Raw genomic sequence first — 21,397 nt, 5'->3', positions numbered from 1 at the left:
TGTTTAACTTAATTAATAAATATCTCCTGCTGAACCATTCATTGTATAAGCTTTATTTTTGTTGAATATACTTTTTGCTTCCATCAATAGTTCGTCAATATTTTTAGACTTTAATTTGATTTGATGTTTTAGATCTTTATTTAAACCTTTATTTAGTATTTTCTCTAGTAACTTTTCAAATTCTTTTATAGTTTCTTTGGTGTAAGCACTAGCAACAACCTCAACATTAAGTTGTTCAGTTCTAACTTTCGTCATTTTTCAAACACTTTGTCCTAACGAAACAAACACATTTTCAAGATCTCCGATATTTTTAGATGAATCAATTGTGTTTTTAATACCACCTAAATCAATTGGATTTAATTCTTTATTAGAAACTTCACCTCATGTTTCCAACTCTTTTTTAAGCTTTTCTTTTAAGTTATCAAAATTATTTTTTAATCCATCTAATTGATTATTGTTTTTTGTTTTTGCGTTAGATAAATTATCAATTGTTTTTTGTTTATCCTCAATGGATTTTTTAACTGCTTCAAGCGCAGCTTTTGCTTCATCAAGTTTCTTGTTTAGTTTTTGTTTATCCTCATTAAGATTGTTGACTTCGTTATTAACTTCATCAACAGCTTTTTGAGCTTTATCAACTTTTGCTTGGGCATCTTTTAGTTTTTTGTCCAAGTTCTTTTTGTCTTCTCCATCTTTTTTAATGTCTGCGTTATTGTTATCAATATCTTTTTGAACATTGTTTATTTCTTCATCTTTGGTTTTGATATCTTTTTCTATAGATTCTTTTGAATTATTATCATTAGAAACTTTTTCTTCATTACTTTTTATTTTATTCTCGATATCTTTAACTTTTTCATTTGCATCTTTAATAGCTTCATCAACGCCACCTTTGACTAAATCAGAAATTTTCTTTTTATTATCGGCAATTTCTTTTTTAACAGCTTCAACTTTTTCTCCGGCAGTTTTTGAAACATTATCAGCTTTTGTTTTTTCTTCATCAGCTTTCTTTATTTCATCTTTGTTATCATCGACGTCTTTTTGAGCTTTATCGACTTTTGCTTGAGCATCTTTTAATTTTTGATCCAAGTCTTTTTTATCTTGTGTCACTTTTGAAATTACTCCATTATTGTCATCAACGTCTTTTTGAGCTTTATTAACTTTTGCTTGAGTATTTTTTAAATCTTCGTCCAATTTCTTTTTATCTTCTGTTGTTTTTGAAATTACTTTGTTATTGTTATCAATATCTTTTTGAGTGCTATTGATTAGATCATTGTTTTTGTTTTTAGATACTTCTAATTTTGTTCCTTCTTTTTCAAGTGAAGCAATCATTACTTTTAATCACCATATTTTCAATAGGACAGCTCTAATTTTTGTTTTGGTTTCTTCAATTCTAGAATCAATATCTTGACTGTTTAAACCCTTTAAAGAAGTATCTATTGCACTTATTTTAGAAATAATTTCTTGCTTACTATTTATTAAATTATTCAACGATGTTTCTTTTTCTCGTTTAGTTCTTGTTAAGGTATTGATTTCATTAGAGATGTTTTGAATATTATTCTTAAGATTTGTTTGTTCTGCTTTTAATCTAAGCCTTATACTCAACTTATCTCTCAACAATCTTTCTCATCTCTCTATTTTTGGTTTGTGTTGTTCAACTTGATTATTAGCATCTTCAATTTTCGCTAGAGCAGCTTCTCTTTCAATTAAAGCAGTGTTCAACATCGTTTCTTTTTCTACGATGTCTTTTGCAGCCTTTTTAAGCTCTTTAGCATTACCCTTAGCTCTTAATGCAATAATTTCTTTTTTTCGGCTCTTAATAACCTCTTTAGCTCATTTGATTACACCTTCAATTCTTTGTAAGTTGTTTTGAGCATCTTCAATCCTTTTAGCATCTTCATCTTTCAAGTCTTTAATTCACTTTTGTAGTTTTCAAATTTCATTTTCGTTATAAATAATTTGGTCAGGTAATTCACCTAGTCTTGTATTACTTTTTGAAAGTTTATCATTTGCACTCTTTAGTTTTTGTTCTATTGTTTTAATAGATTTAGTTGTACTTTCAATTGTTTCGGTTGTTTTCCGCAATTGTTCAAGTAGTTTTTCTTTTCTAGATACTAAACCTGCTTTTTGTTTTGATAATTCTTCTTTTTCTGATATTTGTTTCCCCTCTAGTTCTTTCAAGACTTTTAATTGTTCCTCAAAATCTCCCAGTCGTTTTTTAAAGTTTTTAATCTTAAAGTTGTTTTTACCTATTTTATCTTCTATTGTCTTTTTTTCTTCTTTTGCAACATTAAGTTTCTTGTTTAATTCTGGTGTTTTTGCATTCGCAGAATCAATAATACCTTTTGCTGCTTCGATGTCTTTTTTAACTTTAGCTAGAGCTTCTTTTGCTGAATCAAGTTTTTGATTTAGATCTACTGATTTCCCATTTGCGGAATCAAGTTTATCTTGGTTTGTTTTCAATGCTTCTTCTATCTTTTTAACTTCTGATTTTGCATCACTTAACTTCTTATTCAAGTCTGCTGTTTTTGCATTCGCAGAATCAAGTTTATCTTTTGCAACCTTTGCTGCATTAACAGCATTTTCTTTATCTGTTTTTGCCTTTTTAAGTTTTTCTTTTAAGATTGGTGTTTGTTCATGAGCTTCTTTAAGTTCTTTCTTTAAAAGTTCATCACCATCTTTTGTATCTTTTAAAGTTTTCTTAGCTTTTTCAAGATTTTCTTTCAACTTATCTTTATCAGTTTTATTTTTAGCTATTTCAGAATTGATTTTATTTAGTGAATCAACTAGTTTCTTTTTATCATCTTTTAATTTATCTAGGTTTTTATTTAAGTTGATATTTTCGTTGCTTTTTTCAGTTATGTCTTTTTCAATTTCTTTTATTCTTGATTCAATCTTTTCTTTTTCATCTTTAGCATCATTTAATTTCTTATTTGCTTGAGAGGCATTTGAATTCTTTTCATTTATTTGCCCTTCTTTTTCACCTAAAGATTTTTTAATTGATTCAACTTTCTCATTCGCCTTTTTAAGATCGTTGTTCAACTCTTTTTGTTTTTGTCTTGCTTCTTCTAATTTCTTATCAATTGATTCGCCATTTATTTTATTTGTTTCTAAAGCTTTTTTGATATCTTGATATTCACCCTTAAGTTCATTAAGTCTTTTTAAATCTATTTTTGTTTTGATTCTTCATGTATCAGTCACAGATTTATTAAGTTTCTTATCTAGGAAATCTTTAATAGTTTTCACAGGAACTATTTCATTTTCCTTTAAACCTAATTCCTTGATAATATCTAATTTTTCTAATGGTATATATTCACCTTTTGAAAGTTTTAAAAATTCTTTTGTTTTATCATTTAAATGTTTTTCGATTTTTTTAATATCTTCTATTGTTAAACCATCCATATTAGGTTTATTAACTTTTGGAAAGGTTTTATTAGTCTTTTTTGAATCATGTATTTTGATGTTAGCTTTTTTAGGATCTTCCCGTCCTTGTACAACCATAGCTATCACAACACCAGTTGTTGATGCAGCTATAGCTCCCGTGGCACCCAGGACACCTATAGCAATATTGTTTTTCTGTTTCATTTTTTATCCCCTTTTATAAAATACTTTATGAACATTTGTTCATATTTTTTGAAGCACGTGAATTATATATTCAGGGTTGGTTCTACAATGTTTTCAACAATGTAAAAAACAATAAAAAAAGTAGGGATAAGTCCCTATTTTAGTGGTTATAGCACTTAAAAAAACTTAAGCAATATAACCCTTGAAAATACATACACCCTACTCAAAATCATGTAATTGGTGTACCAACAAAGCTTGAAGCTCTAGTTAATGCATTCGATCATTATTAAATACTCTTTTATTACATTTGCACTTGTTAAAATACCACCTTTTTTTCAAATTTAAAATTTTCTTTATCGACTAATATTAAAGAATTCTCAATTAATGTTCTACCAGTATACAAACTTGCTTGGATAGCGGGGTATTCTTTTTGATTCCACATTTTATAAACGTCTTCGTCTTTAATATCTAGAAAAACTAATTTTCTGTTTTGATGTGTTATTGGTATTTTGTGTCAAATTAACCCCTGAACTAAACCAGCCTCCAATTCTTTTTGAGATAGATGAAAAAGGAAGTCGTTATTCACCATATTGATTGTTTTAATAATTAATTTATTTTGACCTCAATATTCCTTCACAAATTTTTTAGAATTATTAACCTTTTCTCCTTCTAAAACTTCCAAGAATGCTTCTTCAGAATGATTCAATCCTCGAATTATAGTTTTCTTTATTTTAAATGCCTCTTTGGCAAATTGTGCATCATATGAACCAGTGTTTGTAACAAAATATCCTTTGCCTGCCTCTGATTGTATTCAATCTGAATACTCCAACTCTTTTAATGCTGTTCTAACCGGATTTCTTGAAGTGTCAAATGTAATACACAAAGCTTTTTCGGAAGGTATTTTTTCACCTTTTTTTAACTCTCCCCCAATTATTAGACTTATTACATAATTTTTTATTGTTTCTTTTTTTGTCATAATTAAAATATAACATGTAATTACAAGTTGGGGTTGTTTTTTCCCTTCTTATAATTTATTTGGAAGGGAGGAAGATGAATAGATTAAAAATTTTATTAAAAGCAAACGTTATTGACCAGGAAATTTACGACACTTGTTCCAAAATCGAAAGTGATTGTAAAAATTGACCTCAAGATGATAAAGAACGATTTATCACACATTTAGCGATGGCTTTATCAAGGATTAAAAAAGGTGAAAAGGTTGACCCTATGTCACCTATGATAGCTAATGAATTAAAAAGTAATCAAAATTTCAATGAAGCTGAAACAAATTTAAAAGAAATGCTAATTGATTTTGATTATCCAATAGTTGAAGATGAAAAAATGTATTTAATGTTACACATCTTGAACAATTTCAATAATTAAAAGGAGTAGAAAATGAATAAAAATAAAATAGTAGTTGGAGGACAACTTAAAAAAGATGAAATACAAAGTCTTGTCCTTAAACTTATCCCTGATAGCACTGTGGATATAATGAGTGATCTTGATGCTGCGTTAGCAATGCAGGATGAAGAGTACGATTTATATTTAGGTTCTTGTGATACAGGTGGAGGTGGAGCTCTTGCTATGGCAATTTCTTTTTTAGGGATTGACAAAGCTAAAACTGTAGCTACACAATCTTCAAAAAAATCTTATGAAGAAATAGCACAAATGGTTGAAGATGGAGTTGTTGCTTTCGGATTTGTTGAAAGTGAAGTTGAATACGCAGTAGAAAATATAATTAAGGCATGAATTAAACACAATGAATAATACCTTGCTAGATCTAGCCAATAATAATGTTTTCCACCATTTTGGTGGAGTAATGATTATGTTATTGGCAGGTATTACCGCATTTTTAGCAAATAAACATATTGCAGTATTCAATGATGGTGTGAGACCCTTGGTTGGTCAAGCAAGACAAGGGAACTTAAAATACAAAGCATTAGCCGGTATGTCATTCGCAATGAGTATTGGTTATGTTGTTGGTTTTATACCGTTCTCATTGGTATCTAATATTCTTATATTACATACTGTTTTACTAGGTTCTGAGATGATTGGTCTAGTAATTAAAAAAGGAAAAATGCAATCAATAATTGCAGGAGTCATAGCTATGGCTTTTGGTGCCGCATTATTCTGAGGACTTTCAGGATTGAATGTCGCCATAACTAAAACAACATACCAAGGATTTGGTTTTGATTTAGGAATGATAGTGGATGGAGCTTTCCCATTTATATTCTCAATGTTCCCTGCAATCGCAGTGTTCATTCAATCAGGATGAAAAAGAGGTCTAGTAACAATCCTTGTGGCGGTTACTACTTATATCTTGGTTTCACTATTTGGTTGAAACCAAGCACATTTATACCCAATGGCAATCACATTACTAGTTGGTTCAGCCATGTTATTTGGATTTGCACTATGAGATTACTTTAGCGCAAAAAGAAAATCTTCAAAAGAAGAAACACAAGATAAAAAGGAAATTGTTAAATCAAGAAAATTTGCTATGTTTAATGATAATGCTGCTGTTATCGCAAAAAACAAATGATATCTTGTAATTTCAGGAGCTATTGCATCAATGGTAGTTGCATCATTTGCATCCGCACCATTAGTATCAATGGCTTTACAAACAACAACAAATAAAGCTGGAGACATTACTTCAGCAATTATTGCAGATACTACATGAGTAATAGGATTCATTCCATTAGTAGTGTTAACAGCGTTGCTAACTGGTGTATATTCACCAGTTGGTGTAACAGCTGTATTTGTATGAGGTGATTTAGCAAAAATTATAGGTGCTTCTATAGTTGCTAAAACAAACAACCAAAACATGTACTTTATCGCAATTGCATTAGCAGGTGTATTCGGTGGAGTTTCAATGTTTGCAGAAACATATCTTTTAAAATCAATAGCTGTATTATTAACAAGAGTACCAGGTATACAAAAAATATCTGATTCAATGAGAAGTGCTATTACAAAAACAATAAATTACGCCTTCCTAATCGGTGGTATCATTGCAGCTTTCATCATGGGGCAACATGTTGGAGCTCATATTTCAGGAAGCTCAACAGCAATGGCGGGATTAGCATTCTGACTACCTTCAATGGGAGCGGGAATTGTAATCCTATTATTAATTATTAATAAAATTTCTAAGAAAAAAATGGCGGATATTGCCATAGGACCAATGGGGGCAATTATAGTTGGTATATTATTTAATATTATCTACTTTATTGCATAAATATGATCCAAACATTAAATAAAAAAATCCCATTGAAAGATATTAAGGGTGAATATATATTTGCCCATGAACATTTAGATTTTGATTTAAGGCCAATTAGAAAAGATGAGACTTCATTTGTAAAAGATGAAGAATTAGTATTAAGTGAATTATCCCACGTAAAGAAAGGTGAATTAGGTCTGATTGTCGATGTTTCCAATCAAAGCATGGATTCAAACAAAGATAACTTATTCAACCTTTCCAATAAATTAAATATTCCAATAGTAGGGGCAACTGGTTACTACTTGAATGAATATGAAAAGAATAATAATAAAAGTACCAGTGAACTAGAAAAAGAGTTTACACAACACATTTTAGAGGGTGTTGGAAAAAATAAACTCAAGGCAGGAATCATCGGTGAAATAGCTACAAGTTCAGATAAAATACATAGTTTTGAACGCAAGGTATTCACTGCAGCCACTAGAGTGCAAAAAAAATTAAACACCCCAATTTATACACACATTAATGTTGGAGATATGGCTGAACAACATTTAAATTTATTAAACGAGTTAAATGCCATACCTTCCAAAACAATTATCGGACACGGTGAATTTGTTGAGTTAGAAACAATTAAGAAAATTCTTAAAGATGGGTATTTTTTAGGGATCGACACAATTGGAAAACAATCATATTTATCAGATAGCATAAGAGCGGAAAAACTTATCAAACTAATAGAGTTAGGTTTCGAAGATCAAATAGTACTTTCATTAGATATTTCAAAACAAGATTATCTAAAGAAATTAGGTGGGCATGGTTATGCACATTTAATCAATGAGTTCTACCCACTGGTTAAAGATAAGTTGAGTGATATCCAATGAAAAAAAATAACTTTTAATAACATTTTAAAAGTACTAGATATTTAGAATTAAGGAGAAATATGTTTTTAAATAAATTAAGAGAAAGAAATCCAAAGCTTATAGAATTTGCAAAAGAAGCTTTTGACGACGGGCGCATCTTGCCAAATAGTTATATATTGGATTTAGATGCCATTACCAATAATGCAAAATTATTGAAGGAAGAAGCAGATAAATTTAATATACAAGTATTCCAAATGACTAAACAATTTGGTAGAAACCCAATTGTTGCAAAAGCAATCGCTGATCAAGGAATCGAAAAAGCTGTTTGTGTAGATTTTGAAGAAGCTTTAATATTGATGAAGCATGGTATAAAAATGGGTAATGTTGGACACTTAGTTCAAACACCTACCCATGCATTGAAAAAAATCCTTTCAGCCAAACCAGAAGTTATGACTATTTTCGGTTATGAAAAAGCCATTATGGTGAACAAGGCCGCTCAAGAGTTAGATCTTCATCAAGAAATTATTTTAAAAGTATATGATGACAATGACATCATATATAAAGGCCAAGATGGTGGTATACACATTAAGGATTTGAAAGAACAAATTAAACAAATTAAAAAACTTTCTAATTTAACAATCGTGGGATTCACCTCTTTCCCCGCCTTCTTATACGATGGTACAAATACAACAAAAACAAATAATTTACACACTATCAACAAAGCAGTAGAAATCGGTCGAAGCAACGGATTAGACGTCAAACATATCAATATGCCAAGTGCGAATTCTGTAAATACACTCAAAGACATTTCTAGGTTTGGCGGAACTCACGCAGAGCCTGGACATGCACTTACAGGAACAATGCCAATAAATTCCAAAAAGAATATGGCGGAAATGCTTGCAATTATGTATGTTTCGGAAGTCTCTCACTTTGTAAAAGATAAAGCATACTTCTATGGTGGTGGTCATTATAGAAGGGGTCATTTCAATAATATTGTAGTGATGAATAAAAATAAAGAATTAGATTTTAAAGTTAACGAATTCGACCCTAATTCTATTGATTATTATTTAAATTTCAATCATAATGATAAAAAAATCAATATCGGAGATTTAGTAATAGGGTCTTTTAGAACTCAAATCTTTGTTACAAGAGCAAAGGTTGTTGTTGTAAAAGGATTGAGTGCTGGTAAACCAGAAATAATCGGCACTTACTCTTCTCAGGGAGATCTTATAGAATGAATGTAGTTCTAGTCTCTATAGATGGCTTTGGCATCGGACAAATGAATGATGCAAAAGTTAAATCAAATACCTGGAAAGAAGTTAATTCTTCTTCTACTAACAATGATTTCCCCTTCATAAAAAAAATAAGCAAGGAATGAATAGCGCTAGAACTAGATTACAAGGGTGCTGATTCATACTTGGGACACTTAACAATGTCAGGACTTAAAACAAACCACTTGTCATTGAAACCAATTTCATTTTATAAAAAAGAAATTCTGGAGATACTTGATTCAGAAAACCTGGAATACGAACTCTTTAAAGGAATGATTGTAGCAGAAGATAAATTTATAATTTACGATAATTTCGAAGCCGAGCATGGATTAGCCATTAATATAGCTGGTGCGGAAGATGTTTTTCCTTTCGAGCATCAATTAAAAATTTCTAAACAAATCCGCAATATAATAAAAAATCCTAGACTAATCACCTTTACAGCAAAAGGTGTAACCATTAATAATTATAAAAACCAAGCAATATCCGACGGAGACTTCTTTGGTATTAATACACCCAAATCAGGCGTATACAACGAAACATTTAAAGTTATGCATCTTCCAGTCAAGAATGACTTCACACAAACGTTTCAACATCAATATGCTGATAAGGGTTGAAAGGTATTTCAATATGGTAAATTTTCAAACATTATAAACTTCCAACATGACAACCTTGAAATATTCAAAGATATCCATGTGAAGAAAATATTTGATCAAGTTAACAACAACTTATCCAATAAAACTTTACATTGCATAAATATTCAGCAAACCGATTTAGCTGGGCACTCCAGCGATATTGGAAAATATATAGAGACCTTGAATTCAATCGATAACTTCTTGGAAAAACTTTCCAAACAAAAAGATACTATTTTAGTCATTTCCTCCGACCATGGTAATAATCCAGCATTAGAAAGTAATATGCATACCAGAGAATATGTCCCTTTTTGAACTAATGGAAACAAACAAGATATAAAACAACTTTCTGAAGTTAGTCAATATATATTGAATTATTTAAAATAACATATCCGCGAAAGCGGGTATGTTTTCTATTTGATTATTTTAAGGATATTTTCTTCAAAGAAAAAAATGACGTTCAAGCCATTTATTTTGTCTGTATCAATCTGAATTGAATTGGTCTGCTACCTCTTATTTCAAATAATCCTGAATCTTTTATTTCTTTTAAGACTCTATCATAAACTGTTTTTGAATAATCTTCATATCTTCTCTTGAATTCCGAAATATCATATCACTTATTAAACTCCCCGGATGAACATAATAAATCAATAATGAATAACCTTAAGTGTCTCGATGGTTTTTTATCCATTTCAACAACAAGATCTTTCATCTTTATATATGCTTTGGTATGTTCGTTGAATATTTCATACATATTACTTACAAAATAAGTTAAATCAATATTAGCCTTATTCTTTTTAGCTTTTGTTATTCTTCTAAAAGTTGTATCTAACTTACCTTTAAATGCATAAATACTTTCTGATAAGAATACCAACTTTCAAAACTCTTCTGTTGAATGATTTCTAAGGATTCATAAGTGTAATAACCTCCCCATTCTTCCATTATAATCATAGTAAGGGTGAATATTCTCAAAGACATAATGTGAAATTATTGCTTTTGTTTGTATATCATCGTTCATTTCGTCAAAGTTTATAAATTCAATTAATTCATTCATTTTAGATTCAATTTGCGTCGACTCCATCCCTTGATCCTCACCAATTGAAACTACACCTTCTCTATAAAAATTTCCTTCTTCGATAACTTCACTTAAATCTGATGTTAATAAACCATAAAGAATAAATATATTTCTTTTTGTTACCTCTTTACCAGAAATAATGAATCTAATTGATTCATAATAATTTGCAACCAATCTTTGAATCGTGTCTTTCTTAAAGGTTTCGCCACTTTTTTTAGCTTTTAAAACTTGATCAACAATCTTCCTTGATGAGTGGACACCCTCAGCTTTTAATGAAGAGTTAATTTCTGAAGTTATATAAGCAGTTTCTAAATAATCTTGAACTTCAACCTCTCTTCGTTCCAAAGCTTGTTTAATCAATGCTTTAAACTCTTGTTTTGGATCTTTAAGCCCATTATTAAAATAAACGAAATTACTTCCAACTTCATTAGTTAATTGAACTCTCACTTCTTTTTCTCCATAGTATTGTCTTAAATTTCTCAAAAAAGAATCTGGACCAGAAGTGGAAGATTTATTTATTTTTTTATATTCTTGTGCTTTCATATAAATATTATAGATGATTTACACACATTTTACACACACTTTGTATTTTGTGTGCTTTGTGTGTGCTAATGATTACAAATTACATCCACTTATTCAATTATCACTATTTGCTTAATCTTTGTTTAAGCGTTTATTAAGAACTGTCTCACTCATAGTTTCGACCAGTTTAGAGGCTTCTTCATGAGTTTTGCCAGTAACGCCAGCAAAACGACAATAACACCTTTTAAAAACTCATTCTTCATTTGTGAATGCTCCTCTTTTAAGCGAAATAAATAATAATTTATCAGCTCCAGTAACCACCCCTTGATTTCACATAAGTGGTTTTAACTCTTCCTTATTTTATTATCCTTTTCAATAACGAATACTCTATAAGGTTCGGCCCATGAGAAGTTTGCGATCAACAGATTGTTTCTAAAATACTTTCCAATCTTTCATGGATATTTTTGTTCGGAATAAGCTTTAACTATTTCTCTATTCATGTTTATTTGTTCTATAGTTTTATTCGCACCTTAATTACATAGTTAGTTGGTTATGCAACAATTATCCAATATGCAGCAGACATCCCCTTTAACATTCTCTTATGATTGAATCAAAGCTACGCTTTCTAATATCCAATAATTCCCGCATTGACCACCTCATATTTATACATGGTAATCAACATTTAAAAAATAACACCAGTGTTGCCGATGTTATTCATTAATCCCCTTAAGTCTTAGTGTCTTATTTTTTTAAATCTCTATAAGTGCTTTCGCTGATTTCATAAGTTCTTGATACTTCGTTGTATTGCACTCTAATATAGTAGGTTGTAACTGTTTCCTCTACCCCTGTATTTGTGTTTCGATTTGGTTGTCCAACAGTTTTAGTTACTGAATAAACACCATATCCAGTTACTTTTGCTAAATCTATTTTAAAAGTCTCGTTTTGTATGTCAACTTCTACTCACTTATGATTTTCTTGCCTTGCAGCAATTGCAATTAACGGTGCCGCTACTACAATAGTTGAGATTGTCCCTAGAGTTAAAAATTTATTTGATGTTTTCATGACGCCCCTTTTTGATGTAATAATTTAATTATACATTTTAAAATTGGTTGTGTACATTACCTATATTTTTTGTAACATTTTTGTTGGTATTAGTCATTTCTTTAAAATATAAATTATAATTTGGTGTAAAAAATATTTAGAAAGAATTATTTCTTCAATTCCAAAAAAAGTTCTCGAGTTTTGTCATCTTTTTTCATTCCAACAAAAAGATAGTTGTATCAGTAATGAGGACGCTCTTAAACTACATTTGAAAAAGATAAGATTTAAAACTTGAAGTTACATCACTCCAATTAGTTTTATATGAGTGGCATTATTTTCATTTGATTTACTTTGAAGTGGCATACCCTTATTCTCTAATAGAACAAAAGAAATGAAAAAGAAAATACAAGAAGAAATACAAAACAAATACAAGGAATAATATTCAGGTTTTATTGAGGCTTGTTCTAAATCAAACCTCAAATAAAAACAACCTTCTTGGTTGTTTTTATTTTTGAAACATAGAAACTAATTCTTGCGCTTATCTTTTTATCTTTAATAGTTCTATTTAATGATTAAGAACCCATTCCTATATCTTGTTAGAGCTAGAATCCAAGTGTATTCTAACAAGACTTCTTTAACAAGCATTTAAGGCACAAGGAATACTTCTAGAAAAAGAAGGGCATCTCAACCTCTCCTACCTACATTTTCAATATCCTCAAATTAAATTTTGAACATGTTTGTTTCTTCAAGGAACTTTTCCAAGGGTTTTGTAACAGAATCGATATAAGGATTTTTTAAACGTTTAATTCATCGAATAAAATATTCTTCATCTTCTTTAGTGGCATAAATATAAGTAATTCTTTTAGCTACTCCCATCCGTAAAAAACTTTCATTCTTAAGACTTATACCAAAAAATGTTATATCAGCGTCTTTATACTGTTCAAACATCTCTGATGGACGGGTTTTTGTAAATGCATTATTTAAACAAGCAAGAGACTCCTTTGGAAACGTTGTTTGCGCAAGAATATAATTACCCAATAAATAAGGTTTTTCATTTTCAATTTTTAGCAGTTCTTCCTTTAAAAATGGAGTATATATATTATCATATGTTGGTGCATTAGGTATTGTAATTTGATTAATATCAAAACGAGGATCTAAATCAAATGATAACTCATTGAACGATCCATGCATATGATATATTTCTGCATTACTATTTTGTTCAAGGCTTGCATCATAATTTGTTGTTGCAACAATATCAAAATTGGATAAAAAATTAAGGTTTAGATTTTTTAGATTTTTATTTATTTTAAGTTCGTTAGCAATCGCATTGGCAAAACTCATTTGGATAATCCTCTTTCTGCGATTTATCAAACCATTATTTTTAGCATAAGCCTCCTCATCAAACATAGGCCCTAGCGGTATTTTGTTTTTATAAAAATCCCAAAAACCAAAAAGTTTATAAAGTAATTCAATATCATTAAGGATTTCTTTAAGTTTCATTCGGTGTATTTGATATATTTCATTGAAAACTCCACTCCACATTATTCTCTGAGTAAAATCATTTTTATTAGCCTTATATCAAATTGCATTCATTCATTTTTCGCGATATAAAACCAATTCAAAAAGAAAAGTTTTTATTTCATTATTATCCAGTAAATAAAAGGTTTCTTCACTATTTTGAAGTCTTGTTAAGATTTTTCTAGTTGTATATTGGTTTTTAGTTATCCCATTTTGGTGGATGCCATTTCCTATAATTAATATTTTTTTCATTAAAATCCTCCGTTTTTTTGATTAGTTATATAATGTTAATCTTCGTATTCATGTAACTAAAGTATAACTCTTCTCATTTGTAAATATCGATATAAAAAGATGGGAGAAAGATTATTGAAATGATTTAAAGCAAACCTTTGAATTAAATAACTACAAGAAGCAATCTATAGGGGTTAAACCTATAAAAGAATATATTCTTTTGGGGTTGATGCTTTTGAGGAGTGTGGCACTTCTGAGTATTTTAAAAAAATAAGTATGTTTGCTGTGAAAACTCGTAGATACCAATGAAATAATGTTAAGTATAAGCAATTATATTTAGAAGTTTGCCTCGGGGATATTATTTTTAAAAGGAATAAAATTATTTACAAGCTCAAAGGTTCTAAAAATATGGAAACAGATTTGGAAACAATGACTAATATCAATATAAGTTGTATTGATGGTGGGTACACCGTGGATTTCAATAATTCTTGACGCTTTTTTTCAACACTGAATAACACAACCTTATTTTCTTCCGATACTTTCCCTTATCCACAAGGTAATGCAGTAACCTTTAGAACTATGGATGAATTAAAAACATTCCTAACTACAATACGTAAAATACTTGGAATTTAAAACACCAACAGTTGGTGTTTTTTTGTTTTTAAAATGTTTCCTAGTGAGTTTATGGCGGTAATAATCCATTGAAGTTAAAAGAAAAACTAGGATATGACTTAATTCCCTCTGAATATTAAGATTATCGCATTATTATGAAAATATAATGAATAAATTAGCAAATGAAACCTCGTGGATTTTAAAAAACCTTTAATAAAAAACCCAATTTTATTTAGGGTTTTATTTTTGTGAATTGCGTTACTTTAGTCTGTCGCGTTCGTTGAAATATATTCTTCTAATCCTGCGCTTTTATCCACCTTTTGAGAAAGTTCTATTTTAGAAAGATCATATTTTGTAAACTCTAACGCTATTTTTTCTATAAACAATTTTAACGCTTGAGTTTCTTGATCACTTAAATCGTCCGCAAAAGTGAACGAATCCAGAATAGAAGTTTCTAATTTTTTATCAATAATATAATTCAGTAAACCAATTATTGTAGTCTCTTCCTTTGAGATAATTGCATCGTATTTAGTTTTGTTAATTTCCATCATATCCTCCATATTCCTTAAACCTTATATAAGGGTATTGTTTTTTTGCATCCAATATTTTATAAACGTTTTCTTTAATATCTTTAAAATCAACATTTTTATAATTCTCTTCTCCGAATTGAGAATCGCCCTTATAATTCGCCAATATTATCTCTTTCGAATCAGAATTAATGACAATTTTTGGATCGTGAGAAACTATTATAACTTGTTTTGAGACGTTTCACTTTGTTAACTTATCCACAATTTGTTCTTGAATTGTTATGGCATCCAAATCGTCATCAGGTTGATCTAAAAATATTATTTTTTTGTCATTTAGCAATATATTTTCTAATAATTTTTGGTGTTTTTGCCCTATGGATAATTCATCAATATTAACATCATCTATAAAATGTTTAAAATTAACAACAAATAAATCATCTATATTCTTTTTGTTCCGTCTTTTTGTTAGATTGAGGAAACTTGTGTAAGTTGCATCTTTTATAAAATTATTTTTTTTGTAAAAAATTGAAATAACTTCATTTGTAAAATCCATAACACCTACATCTTCAGTGTTTATTTTTATTGTTTGTTTTGTTAAAACGGGTTTTTTTGTTGTAATACTATTTACTATTTGCTCCGCCGAATATTTAAGATAAATATCAGCTATTTTTAAAAATGCTTGAGTTATTTTATTTAAGTCTTTTTCAAGTGTGGTTCACTTAGTAAGAACTTCACCTGCAAAAGATTCGAATTTTGAAGAAATTGAATCTTTTGCAGTATTAAAGTCAGTTAAATCAAGCGCTTTTATTGATTTGATAATTTTATCGTTGTTTCTACTTTGTTTTACAAAGGGAGAATCTGAATATAGGTTCAATTCTTCTTCTAGAACACTTAGTTTTTTAGCAAGCCACACCGACTTCTCCTCTTCCTTTATAGCTTTTAAAACGGATAAATCTTTTTCTATAACTATATGTGTATTTTCTTGTGAAATAGAATCGTAAATAGAATTTTTTATTTGGATTAAATTCTCGAATTTTTTAGTCTCAATGCCTTCCTCAACCACTTTCTTTGCAGAAGACAACCCCTCAGACATAATCGTTAAAAGTTCACCCAATGATTTCTTTGGTGCATCGTTATCTAAATCAATTTCCGATAAACCACTCTCATTAATTAGATTTAATTCATTTGACTTTTCTTCATAAGCTATTTTAAGTACATCAGTAATATTTTCAGTCAGTTGATTCTGTTTCATATATAAAATATCATTTAGTATTATTTTTGCTCCATAAAATTCCAAGGAATTACTTTCATTTTTTATTGCTTCTTTTAAAGAGTCAAGCAAGAAAGACTTACCAGTACCACGTCTTCCGATTATTGTATTTAAACCCCTGTCGAATCTAAGTTTTTTTTCATCAAGCGTAAAACTTTTGATGTAATTTTGAATAGAAGAAGGTTTCTCTCCGAACTTTACTCTAGTTTCATTGAATCTTATCAATTGTTCAATTCCATAAAAAGTATTTTCGATATACACTCAAGGAACTCTTGTTTTTATAGCGTTTTCAAACTCTCCGTAATCATGAGCATCCGTTCCTAGGATCACACCTGGCTTAATTCCTGTTTCATCATTTATAAATTTAATGGCTTGATCAACGGATTTTTTATTTTTTGATGAATTGTATTTACCTTCCAATAAGTCAAAAGATATTATGCTTTTATAAAATTCCTCTGGAATTGTTTCATATTCCAAGTTCTCTGAGCCTTTGTGAAAATGTGGCATGGCGTAAAATGGCACATCATGTTTTTTAATCTCATTTAGGACGGTATTCAAACCTTCTTTTATTGCTGAATTTTTTTGATAGACTAATTTGTTTTTAAAAACTTCTTCATTAATTCTTTCGCATTGTTCTTTTGTTCCATCGAAGATAAATATAATATGACCTGTTTTTTTAGGTTTTTTATCTGTTTTGGGGATTAATTCAAAAGAAATTTCAACACCATGTAGAACAGATATCCCATATTTTTTAACTTTTATGTATTCATCGTATTTTTCTTTTTCTAAAGTATCTATATAATCATGGTTAGTTATTGCTAAAAGAGAACCCTCTTCCTCATTGAAAGTATCCAATATTTTTTGGTAATCTTTTAATCCTACGTGTCTAGCAGCATCTAAATCATTTGATGTGTGGTGGTGTAAATCTATCTTTTTTCATTCCATTTTAACCCCTTTCATTTATAAATTATAACCTCAAATACCTTGAATAAAATGTTTAAATAACTATATTTTAAAATCAACTTTAACGATTTGGGATAATAACATTTTGGACATAGCAAGCAATGAACGCATGCAGTTTTTAACGAATGTTTCTCAGAAAATATTTACTGCTTTTCAAATGATAAAAAGAGAACCTGAAGTTTATTGAATAACAACTTGTGTTTTTACTCTATACAAGACTTGTTATGCAGTATTCCTCAATGAAACGGATGAACGATTTATTTTTCGACTTTTTAGGGAAAATTAGAACTTTTGAAACAACATTAATCCAGTACAGAAAAACAAAAAGAACACACCCTTAAATTATCACCACAAAGCTCACATGAGGGTATAACAAGTTTAAAAAGATTTTTTAGAAATTCTTCAAAATTATAATGTTCTCAATACAAAATAGAGAAAGGGAAATATCGATGAACAAAACACAATTCAATCAACACCAAAATTAACGCCAATAAGAGTAGTTATTAGGTAGTTTGATAAGTTATAATATTGTCACCATGAAAAAAATACTCACTGCAGCGATAACGTTCTTTACAGTTACATTACCCTTATTTTTAATTTCGTGCGGTAGAACAATTCAAGAGGGTCCTAGAGGAGGAAAATATTACCGTAATGCAAATGGTAACAAAACATATGTAGATAGAAGCACCCCAACAGGCAATACAACATCTAATGTGGATTGAATAGTGCCTGTTATTGTTATCTTTTTTATACTCCTAATCGTTATCATTATTGGTGTTTCTTGCAACATGAAAAACGCACCTTCAGCCAAAGAGTTAAAAGAAAGGAAGTTGTGAAACCTTGCGAGCGAAAGAGCTGATAACTACATCTCAAACGAGTGGAAATACATTCCGAGAAAATACGATGGTAGACATACTTATGCAAGTAATGCGAGATATAAAGAAAATCAAAAACATTCCGTTTGATTTGATAAAAGGGGGCATTACTTCCAAGAATTAAAAGAAGAAAGTGAGAATGCCGATATTGAAAAGTCGAAAAGATACACACAACACATTGGCAAAACCATCTTATGAGAACACAAAAAGTGAAAAATTGTAAATATCAAGAATGATGAAGGCTTAGCGAGTTATAAAATACAACAACCAAGTGGATATCAAACGAATATCTTTGCCTGCAGGGTAATAGATCAATTGAAAATAAAACAAACAAATCAAGAACGCATAAAAAATAAAACAAAAACCGTTACACATCCGAAAGAAGTAAAAACATCACCCCTTAAGAATGTTGGATTGCTTGATGGCTTGCCAAATACAGTTTCACAAAGGTATATCATTGAAATAAATTCAGAAACTGGAGATATAAAACTATATAGAAAATGAGATAAGAAAACATTTAGATGAAATGCATTTAACTTTAAAAAATTAACTTGCTATGAAGATCCATATGCAGAACAAATAACGTCTAATATTATTGAGTTAAAGAAACAAGATAAAAAATAAAACATTGATAAATTCAGTGTTTTATTTTTGCAAATTCTAATTATCTTTGATAAAGACTTCCATCTTGATGGTAAGGTGAATTCGTTCATAATTTTTCACACCCGTGGGCATAACCATAAAATTCTCTTGTAATAAAGAAATCATTTCTTCAATTTATAGTCATTTGGAATGGGTTTGAAAATTTGTTTTTTGCATTTTCTCAAAGATTTCTGCTTATTCTATTAAACTCATTGCTTTGTTCAGCAATATTGCCATCCGAAAGAAGATTTGCACTAATTTCACTAATAGTTACAAAAAATGTAAATCCTGGATTACTAGGATCTATTTCTTTGGAAAGAATTACGCGATAATTGATTGCCGCTGAAATATTAGTATCTTCAAGTATCTTTCCGAAATGCTCTTGCCCCTCATGTTGTGTTAAAGATTTCTTGGGTTTAAGCCCGTCATCCAACCCACAAGCAATTACCGTTAATGGAGTCGCTACAACCGCCATTGTCATACTCCCTAAACCAATTCTTTTAATTATCTTTTTATTCATTTTTTCCTCCGTATTGGACTAAATTATACATATTAATAATGTAATATTTCTATAGAATAAATCTCATATCTTTTTTATCTTTAACAGTTATAACCAATGACTTGGATCTAATTTCTATATCTTGTTTAGTTAGACATTGGGAATTTCACTTCTTGAATTTTAGACTTTGATTTTCAGTAGTTGTATAAACTTATTTTTCAAATTGAAATTTTTTTAAAGATAAAAATAATCTCTCAGCTGTTCATTTAGTTTTGTTAGTTAAAGATACCATTTCAACCCTCTACACAAGGAGTAAAATAAAAATATATGAAAACTAACAATCAAGCAAAAATCCAAGAGCACGCAATTAAGTTAAATAATAGAATAGGACTACACACCATTTTTATACCCATTATTTCTTTATTGCTTTTTTCTCTAGCAATAACGTTACCCATTTCCTTTCATATTTTCTATAACAAGCTAACTTCAATTTATAAATGGCAAATGGTTTTTTGAATATTGCTTTTAACAACAATTTTCCAGACTTTACAAATACTTTGATTAGTTTATAAACATTTCTTTACCTACAAAAGAATCTTTGAATGTTTTGGTGATAGTAAAGAAAATGTGGAGATCATCCTCAAACATATGAATTGACCTTCACTAGATGCTGATGAGGATACCTTTAAACTACATTTGAAAAAGATAAGATTTAAAACTTGACGTTATATCACTCCAATTAGTTTTATATGAGTGGCATTATTTTCATTTGATTTACTTTGGGGTGGTGCACTCTTATTCTCTAATAGAACAAAGGAAATAAAAAAGAAAATACAAGAAGAAATACAAAACAAACCCAAAGAATAGTATTTAAGTTTGATTGAGACTCCATCTCAATCAAACCTCAAATAAAAACAACCTTTTTGGTTGTTTTTATTTTCGAAATATAGAACCAATTCTTGTATTTGTCTTTTTATCTTTAATGTGTCCCTTTGCTAATTTAGTTCCTTTTTTTCTGCACCTTGTTTAGTTAGCTTGCTTGGTATTTTATTCATTTGGGTTTCAGGCATTGATATCGTTGTTGATTTAAATACTTTTTCAGTTCTAAGTTTTATCCTCTTAAAAAGTTTAAAAAATCAAAATCTCAAGTGGATGTGAATACTTTTTTATTTCTTCCTTTAGGGTATACTTATTACATAAATAAGTTGAAATATACCCCTATCAATGTACGAAGGAGAATAATGGAAAAATCAAGATTATATATGACAGAAGAAGTCAAGATAAAAGAAATACCAAAAGATGAGGGTTTCAAAGAAGAAAAGATACATAGTTATTTCGAAAAGCATTTAAAAGACTTGATATCAGCTGATTTAATAGCAACCGAATATAATATAGGAACAGGTAGAATGGATTCTTTAGCTTTAGATGACGATAATCGCCCAGTAATAATTGAATACAAGCGAGATGAAGTTAAACACGCCCTCATTCAATCATTATTCTATAAAGAATGACTTTCGAAAAATAGAAGACAGTTTTATTTAGAAGTTAAAGATAAACTGGGAGAAGATCGCGCAAATAATATCTCATGAAATATAAGAATTATATTGGTAGCTCAAAACTTCGACCCTTGAACCATAGCATCCACTGAATGAGTTGCTGATTTAGAGATGTTTAAATATAGTTTTTATGATAATTTCAAAATAATAAATCTTGAATTTATTAAATCAAAAAGAAATAATAAAATCACAACAAAAACTTCAAAACAAATTAGTACAGAAAGTAAAAATATCAACGTAATAATCGATATTGAAACTGGTTTAGAAGCTGATTGGGAAACAGCTGAACATGTAAGGAATAAAAAAGGTAACGAGGATGTCACCAACTTACATAGATTAAACAATGTTTCTAATGATAACATAGTAGAACTATATAATAAAATATTAGAATATATCAGTGAGGAGAATTTAGAAATGATCTTAGTTAAAAATAAAGATTATTGATCATTTAAAAGAGCGAAAAAATATATGGAAATTGTTTTTGGTAAAAATCAACTAACTATACATTTAAACTTAAATAAAAAACAAATTGAAAATGCAAATCNT

Annotated in this window: 19 protein-coding genes; 10 read left to right on the top strand and 9 right to left on the bottom strand. The window is 29.3% G+C overall.

What is annotated here, in order from left to right:
* Positions 1–12: 12 nt before the first annotated feature.
* Positions 13–3,579, bottom strand: a complete 3,567-nt coding sequence (locus ACOMC1_RS00865) for a hypothetical protein (protein ID WP_420330759.1) — start codon at positions 3,577–3,579, stop codon at positions 13–15.
* A gap of 295 nt (positions 3,580–3,874) precedes the next feature.
* On the bottom strand, positions 3,875–4,534 hold the full coding sequence (locus ACOMC1_RS00860; protein WP_420330758.1) for a winged helix-turn-helix domain-containing protein: 660 nt from the start codon (positions 4,532–4,534) through the stop codon (positions 3,875–3,877).
* 74 nt (positions 4,535–4,608) lie between these two features.
* On the opposite strand from ACOMC1_RS00860, the gene ACOMC1_RS00855 reads away from it, so the two are divergent.
* The 6 genes from ACOMC1_RS00855 to ACOMC1_RS00830 are packed head-to-tail and all read left to right on the top strand — an operon-like array spanning position 4,609 to position 9,907.
* Positions 4,609–4,938 carry a PRD domain-containing protein gene (locus ACOMC1_RS00855; protein ID WP_420330757.1) on the top strand — a complete coding sequence of 110 codons (330 nt, stop codon included), beginning with the start codon at positions 4,609–4,611 and terminating at the stop codon, positions 4,936–4,938.
* A 12-nt stretch (positions 4,939–4,950) separates the two neighbouring features.
* Positions 4,951–5,322: a DUF2620 family protein gene (locus ACOMC1_RS00850; protein WP_420330756.1), complete on the top strand. Its 372-nt coding sequence runs from the start codon at positions 4,951–4,953 to the stop codon at positions 5,320–5,322.
* Complete coding sequence (locus ACOMC1_RS00845) at positions 5,315–6,784, top strand: YhfT family protein (protein WP_420330755.1); 1,470 nt, start codon at positions 5,315–5,317, stop codon at positions 6,782–6,784. Before ACOMC1_RS00850 ends, ACOMC1_RS00845 begins: the two co-directional genes overlap by 8 nt.
* A 2-nt stretch (positions 6,785–6,786) precedes the next feature.
* Positions 6,787–7,686, top strand: a complete 900-nt coding sequence (locus tag ACOMC1_RS00840; RefSeq protein WP_420330754.1) for a hypothetical protein — start codon at positions 6,787–6,789, stop codon at positions 7,684–7,686.
* Between the two features lie 14 nt (positions 7,687–7,700).
* Positions 7,701–8,864 (top strand): alanine racemase, encoded by a 1,164-nt coding sequence (locus ACOMC1_RS00835; protein ID WP_420330753.1) that lies wholly within the window; start codon positions 7,701–7,703, stop codon positions 8,862–8,864.
* The gene (locus tag ACOMC1_RS00830; protein WP_420330752.1) at positions 8,855–9,907 is read left to right on the top strand and encodes a hypothetical protein; all 1,053 of its coding nucleotides are present in this window, start codon (positions 8,855–8,857) and stop codon (positions 9,905–9,907) included. The genes ACOMC1_RS00835 and ACOMC1_RS00830 overlap by 10 nt, the downstream gene beginning before the upstream one ends.
* 82 nt (positions 9,908–9,989) lie before the next feature.
* Here ACOMC1_RS00830 and ACOMC1_RS00825 read toward each other — a convergent pair whose 3' ends face one another.
* The 4 genes from ACOMC1_RS00825 to ACOMC1_RS00810 form a co-directional block, all read right to left on the bottom strand.
* Positions 9,990–11,138 carry a Fic family protein gene (locus tag ACOMC1_RS00825; protein ID WP_420330751.1) on the bottom strand — a complete coding sequence of 383 codons (1,149 nt, stop codon included), beginning with the start codon at positions 11,136–11,138 and terminating at the stop codon, positions 9,990–9,992.
* A 111-nt stretch (positions 11,139–11,249) separates the two neighbouring features.
* The gene (locus ACOMC1_RS00820; protein WP_420330750.1) at positions 11,250–11,453 is read right to left on the bottom strand and encodes a hypothetical protein; all 204 of its coding nucleotides are present in this window, start codon (positions 11,451–11,453) and stop codon (positions 11,250–11,252) included.
* Between the two features lie 405 nt (positions 11,454–11,858).
* The gene (locus ACOMC1_RS00815) at positions 11,859–12,179 is read right to left on the bottom strand and encodes a hypothetical protein (protein WP_420330749.1); all 321 of its coding nucleotides are present in this window, start codon (positions 12,177–12,179) and stop codon (positions 11,859–11,861) included.
* 699 nt (positions 12,180–12,878) lie between these two features.
* Positions 12,879–13,928, bottom strand: coding sequence for a hypothetical protein (locus ACOMC1_RS00810; RefSeq protein WP_420330748.1), 1,050 nt, complete (start codon positions 13,926–13,928; stop codon positions 12,879–12,881).
* 387 nt (positions 13,929–14,315) lie between these two features.
* Here ACOMC1_RS00810 and ACOMC1_RS00805 point away from each other — a divergent pair, with 387 nt between their 5' ends.
* Positions 14,316–14,540 (top strand): hypothetical protein, encoded by a 225-nt coding sequence (locus ACOMC1_RS00805; RefSeq protein WP_420330747.1) that lies wholly within the window; start codon positions 14,316–14,318, stop codon positions 14,538–14,540.
* 242 nt (positions 14,541–14,782) lie between these two features.
* Here the strand turns inward: ACOMC1_RS00805 and ACOMC1_RS00800 are convergent, their stop codons facing one another.
* Together ACOMC1_RS00800 and ACOMC1_RS00795 are read right to left on the bottom strand one after the other, a co-directional pair.
* Positions 14,783–15,070 (bottom strand): hypothetical protein, encoded by a 288-nt coding sequence (locus tag ACOMC1_RS00800; RefSeq protein ID WP_420330746.1) that lies wholly within the window; start codon positions 15,068–15,070, stop codon positions 14,783–14,785.
* Positions 15,057–17,276 (bottom strand): hypothetical protein, encoded by a 2,220-nt coding sequence (locus ACOMC1_RS00795; protein WP_420330745.1) that lies wholly within the window; start codon positions 17,274–17,276, stop codon positions 15,057–15,059. The genes ACOMC1_RS00800 and ACOMC1_RS00795 overlap by 14 nt, the downstream gene beginning before the upstream one ends.
* 539 nt (positions 17,277–17,815) lie before the next feature.
* Here ACOMC1_RS00795 and ACOMC1_RS00790 point away from each other — a divergent pair.
* Entirely contained in the window at positions 17,816–18,778 is a 963-nt protein-coding gene (locus ACOMC1_RS00790; protein WP_420330744.1) for a hypothetical protein, read from the top strand.
* A 40-nt stretch (positions 18,779–18,818) separates the two neighbouring features.
* Here ACOMC1_RS00790 and ACOMC1_RS00785 read toward each other — a convergent pair whose 3' ends face one another.
* Complete coding sequence (locus tag ACOMC1_RS00785) at positions 18,819–19,316, bottom strand: hypothetical protein (RefSeq protein WP_420330743.1); 498 nt, start codon at positions 19,314–19,316, stop codon at positions 18,819–18,821.
* 306 nt (positions 19,317–19,622) lie between these two features.
* On the opposite strand from ACOMC1_RS00785, the gene ACOMC1_RS00780 reads away from it, so the two are divergent.
* Together ACOMC1_RS00780 and ACOMC1_RS00775 are read left to right on the top strand one after the other, a co-directional pair.
* Complete coding sequence (locus ACOMC1_RS00780) at positions 19,623–20,162, top strand: hypothetical protein (RefSeq protein WP_420330742.1); 540 nt, start codon at positions 19,623–19,625, stop codon at positions 20,160–20,162.
* Positions 20,163–20,536: 374 nt separating this feature from the next.
* The coding region (locus ACOMC1_RS00775) for a hypothetical protein (RefSeq protein ID WP_420330741.1) at positions 20,537–21,397 on the top strand (861 nt) is incomplete at its 3' end.

The organism is Mycoplasma todarodis (assembly GCF_965212735.1).
In the GTDB taxonomy this organism is placed as follows: Bacteria; Bacillota_I; Bacilli_A; order Mycoplasmatales; family Metamycoplasmataceae; genus Mycoplasma_K; species Mycoplasma_K todarodis_A.
This window is presented reverse-complemented; position numbering and strand designations above follow the sequence as displayed.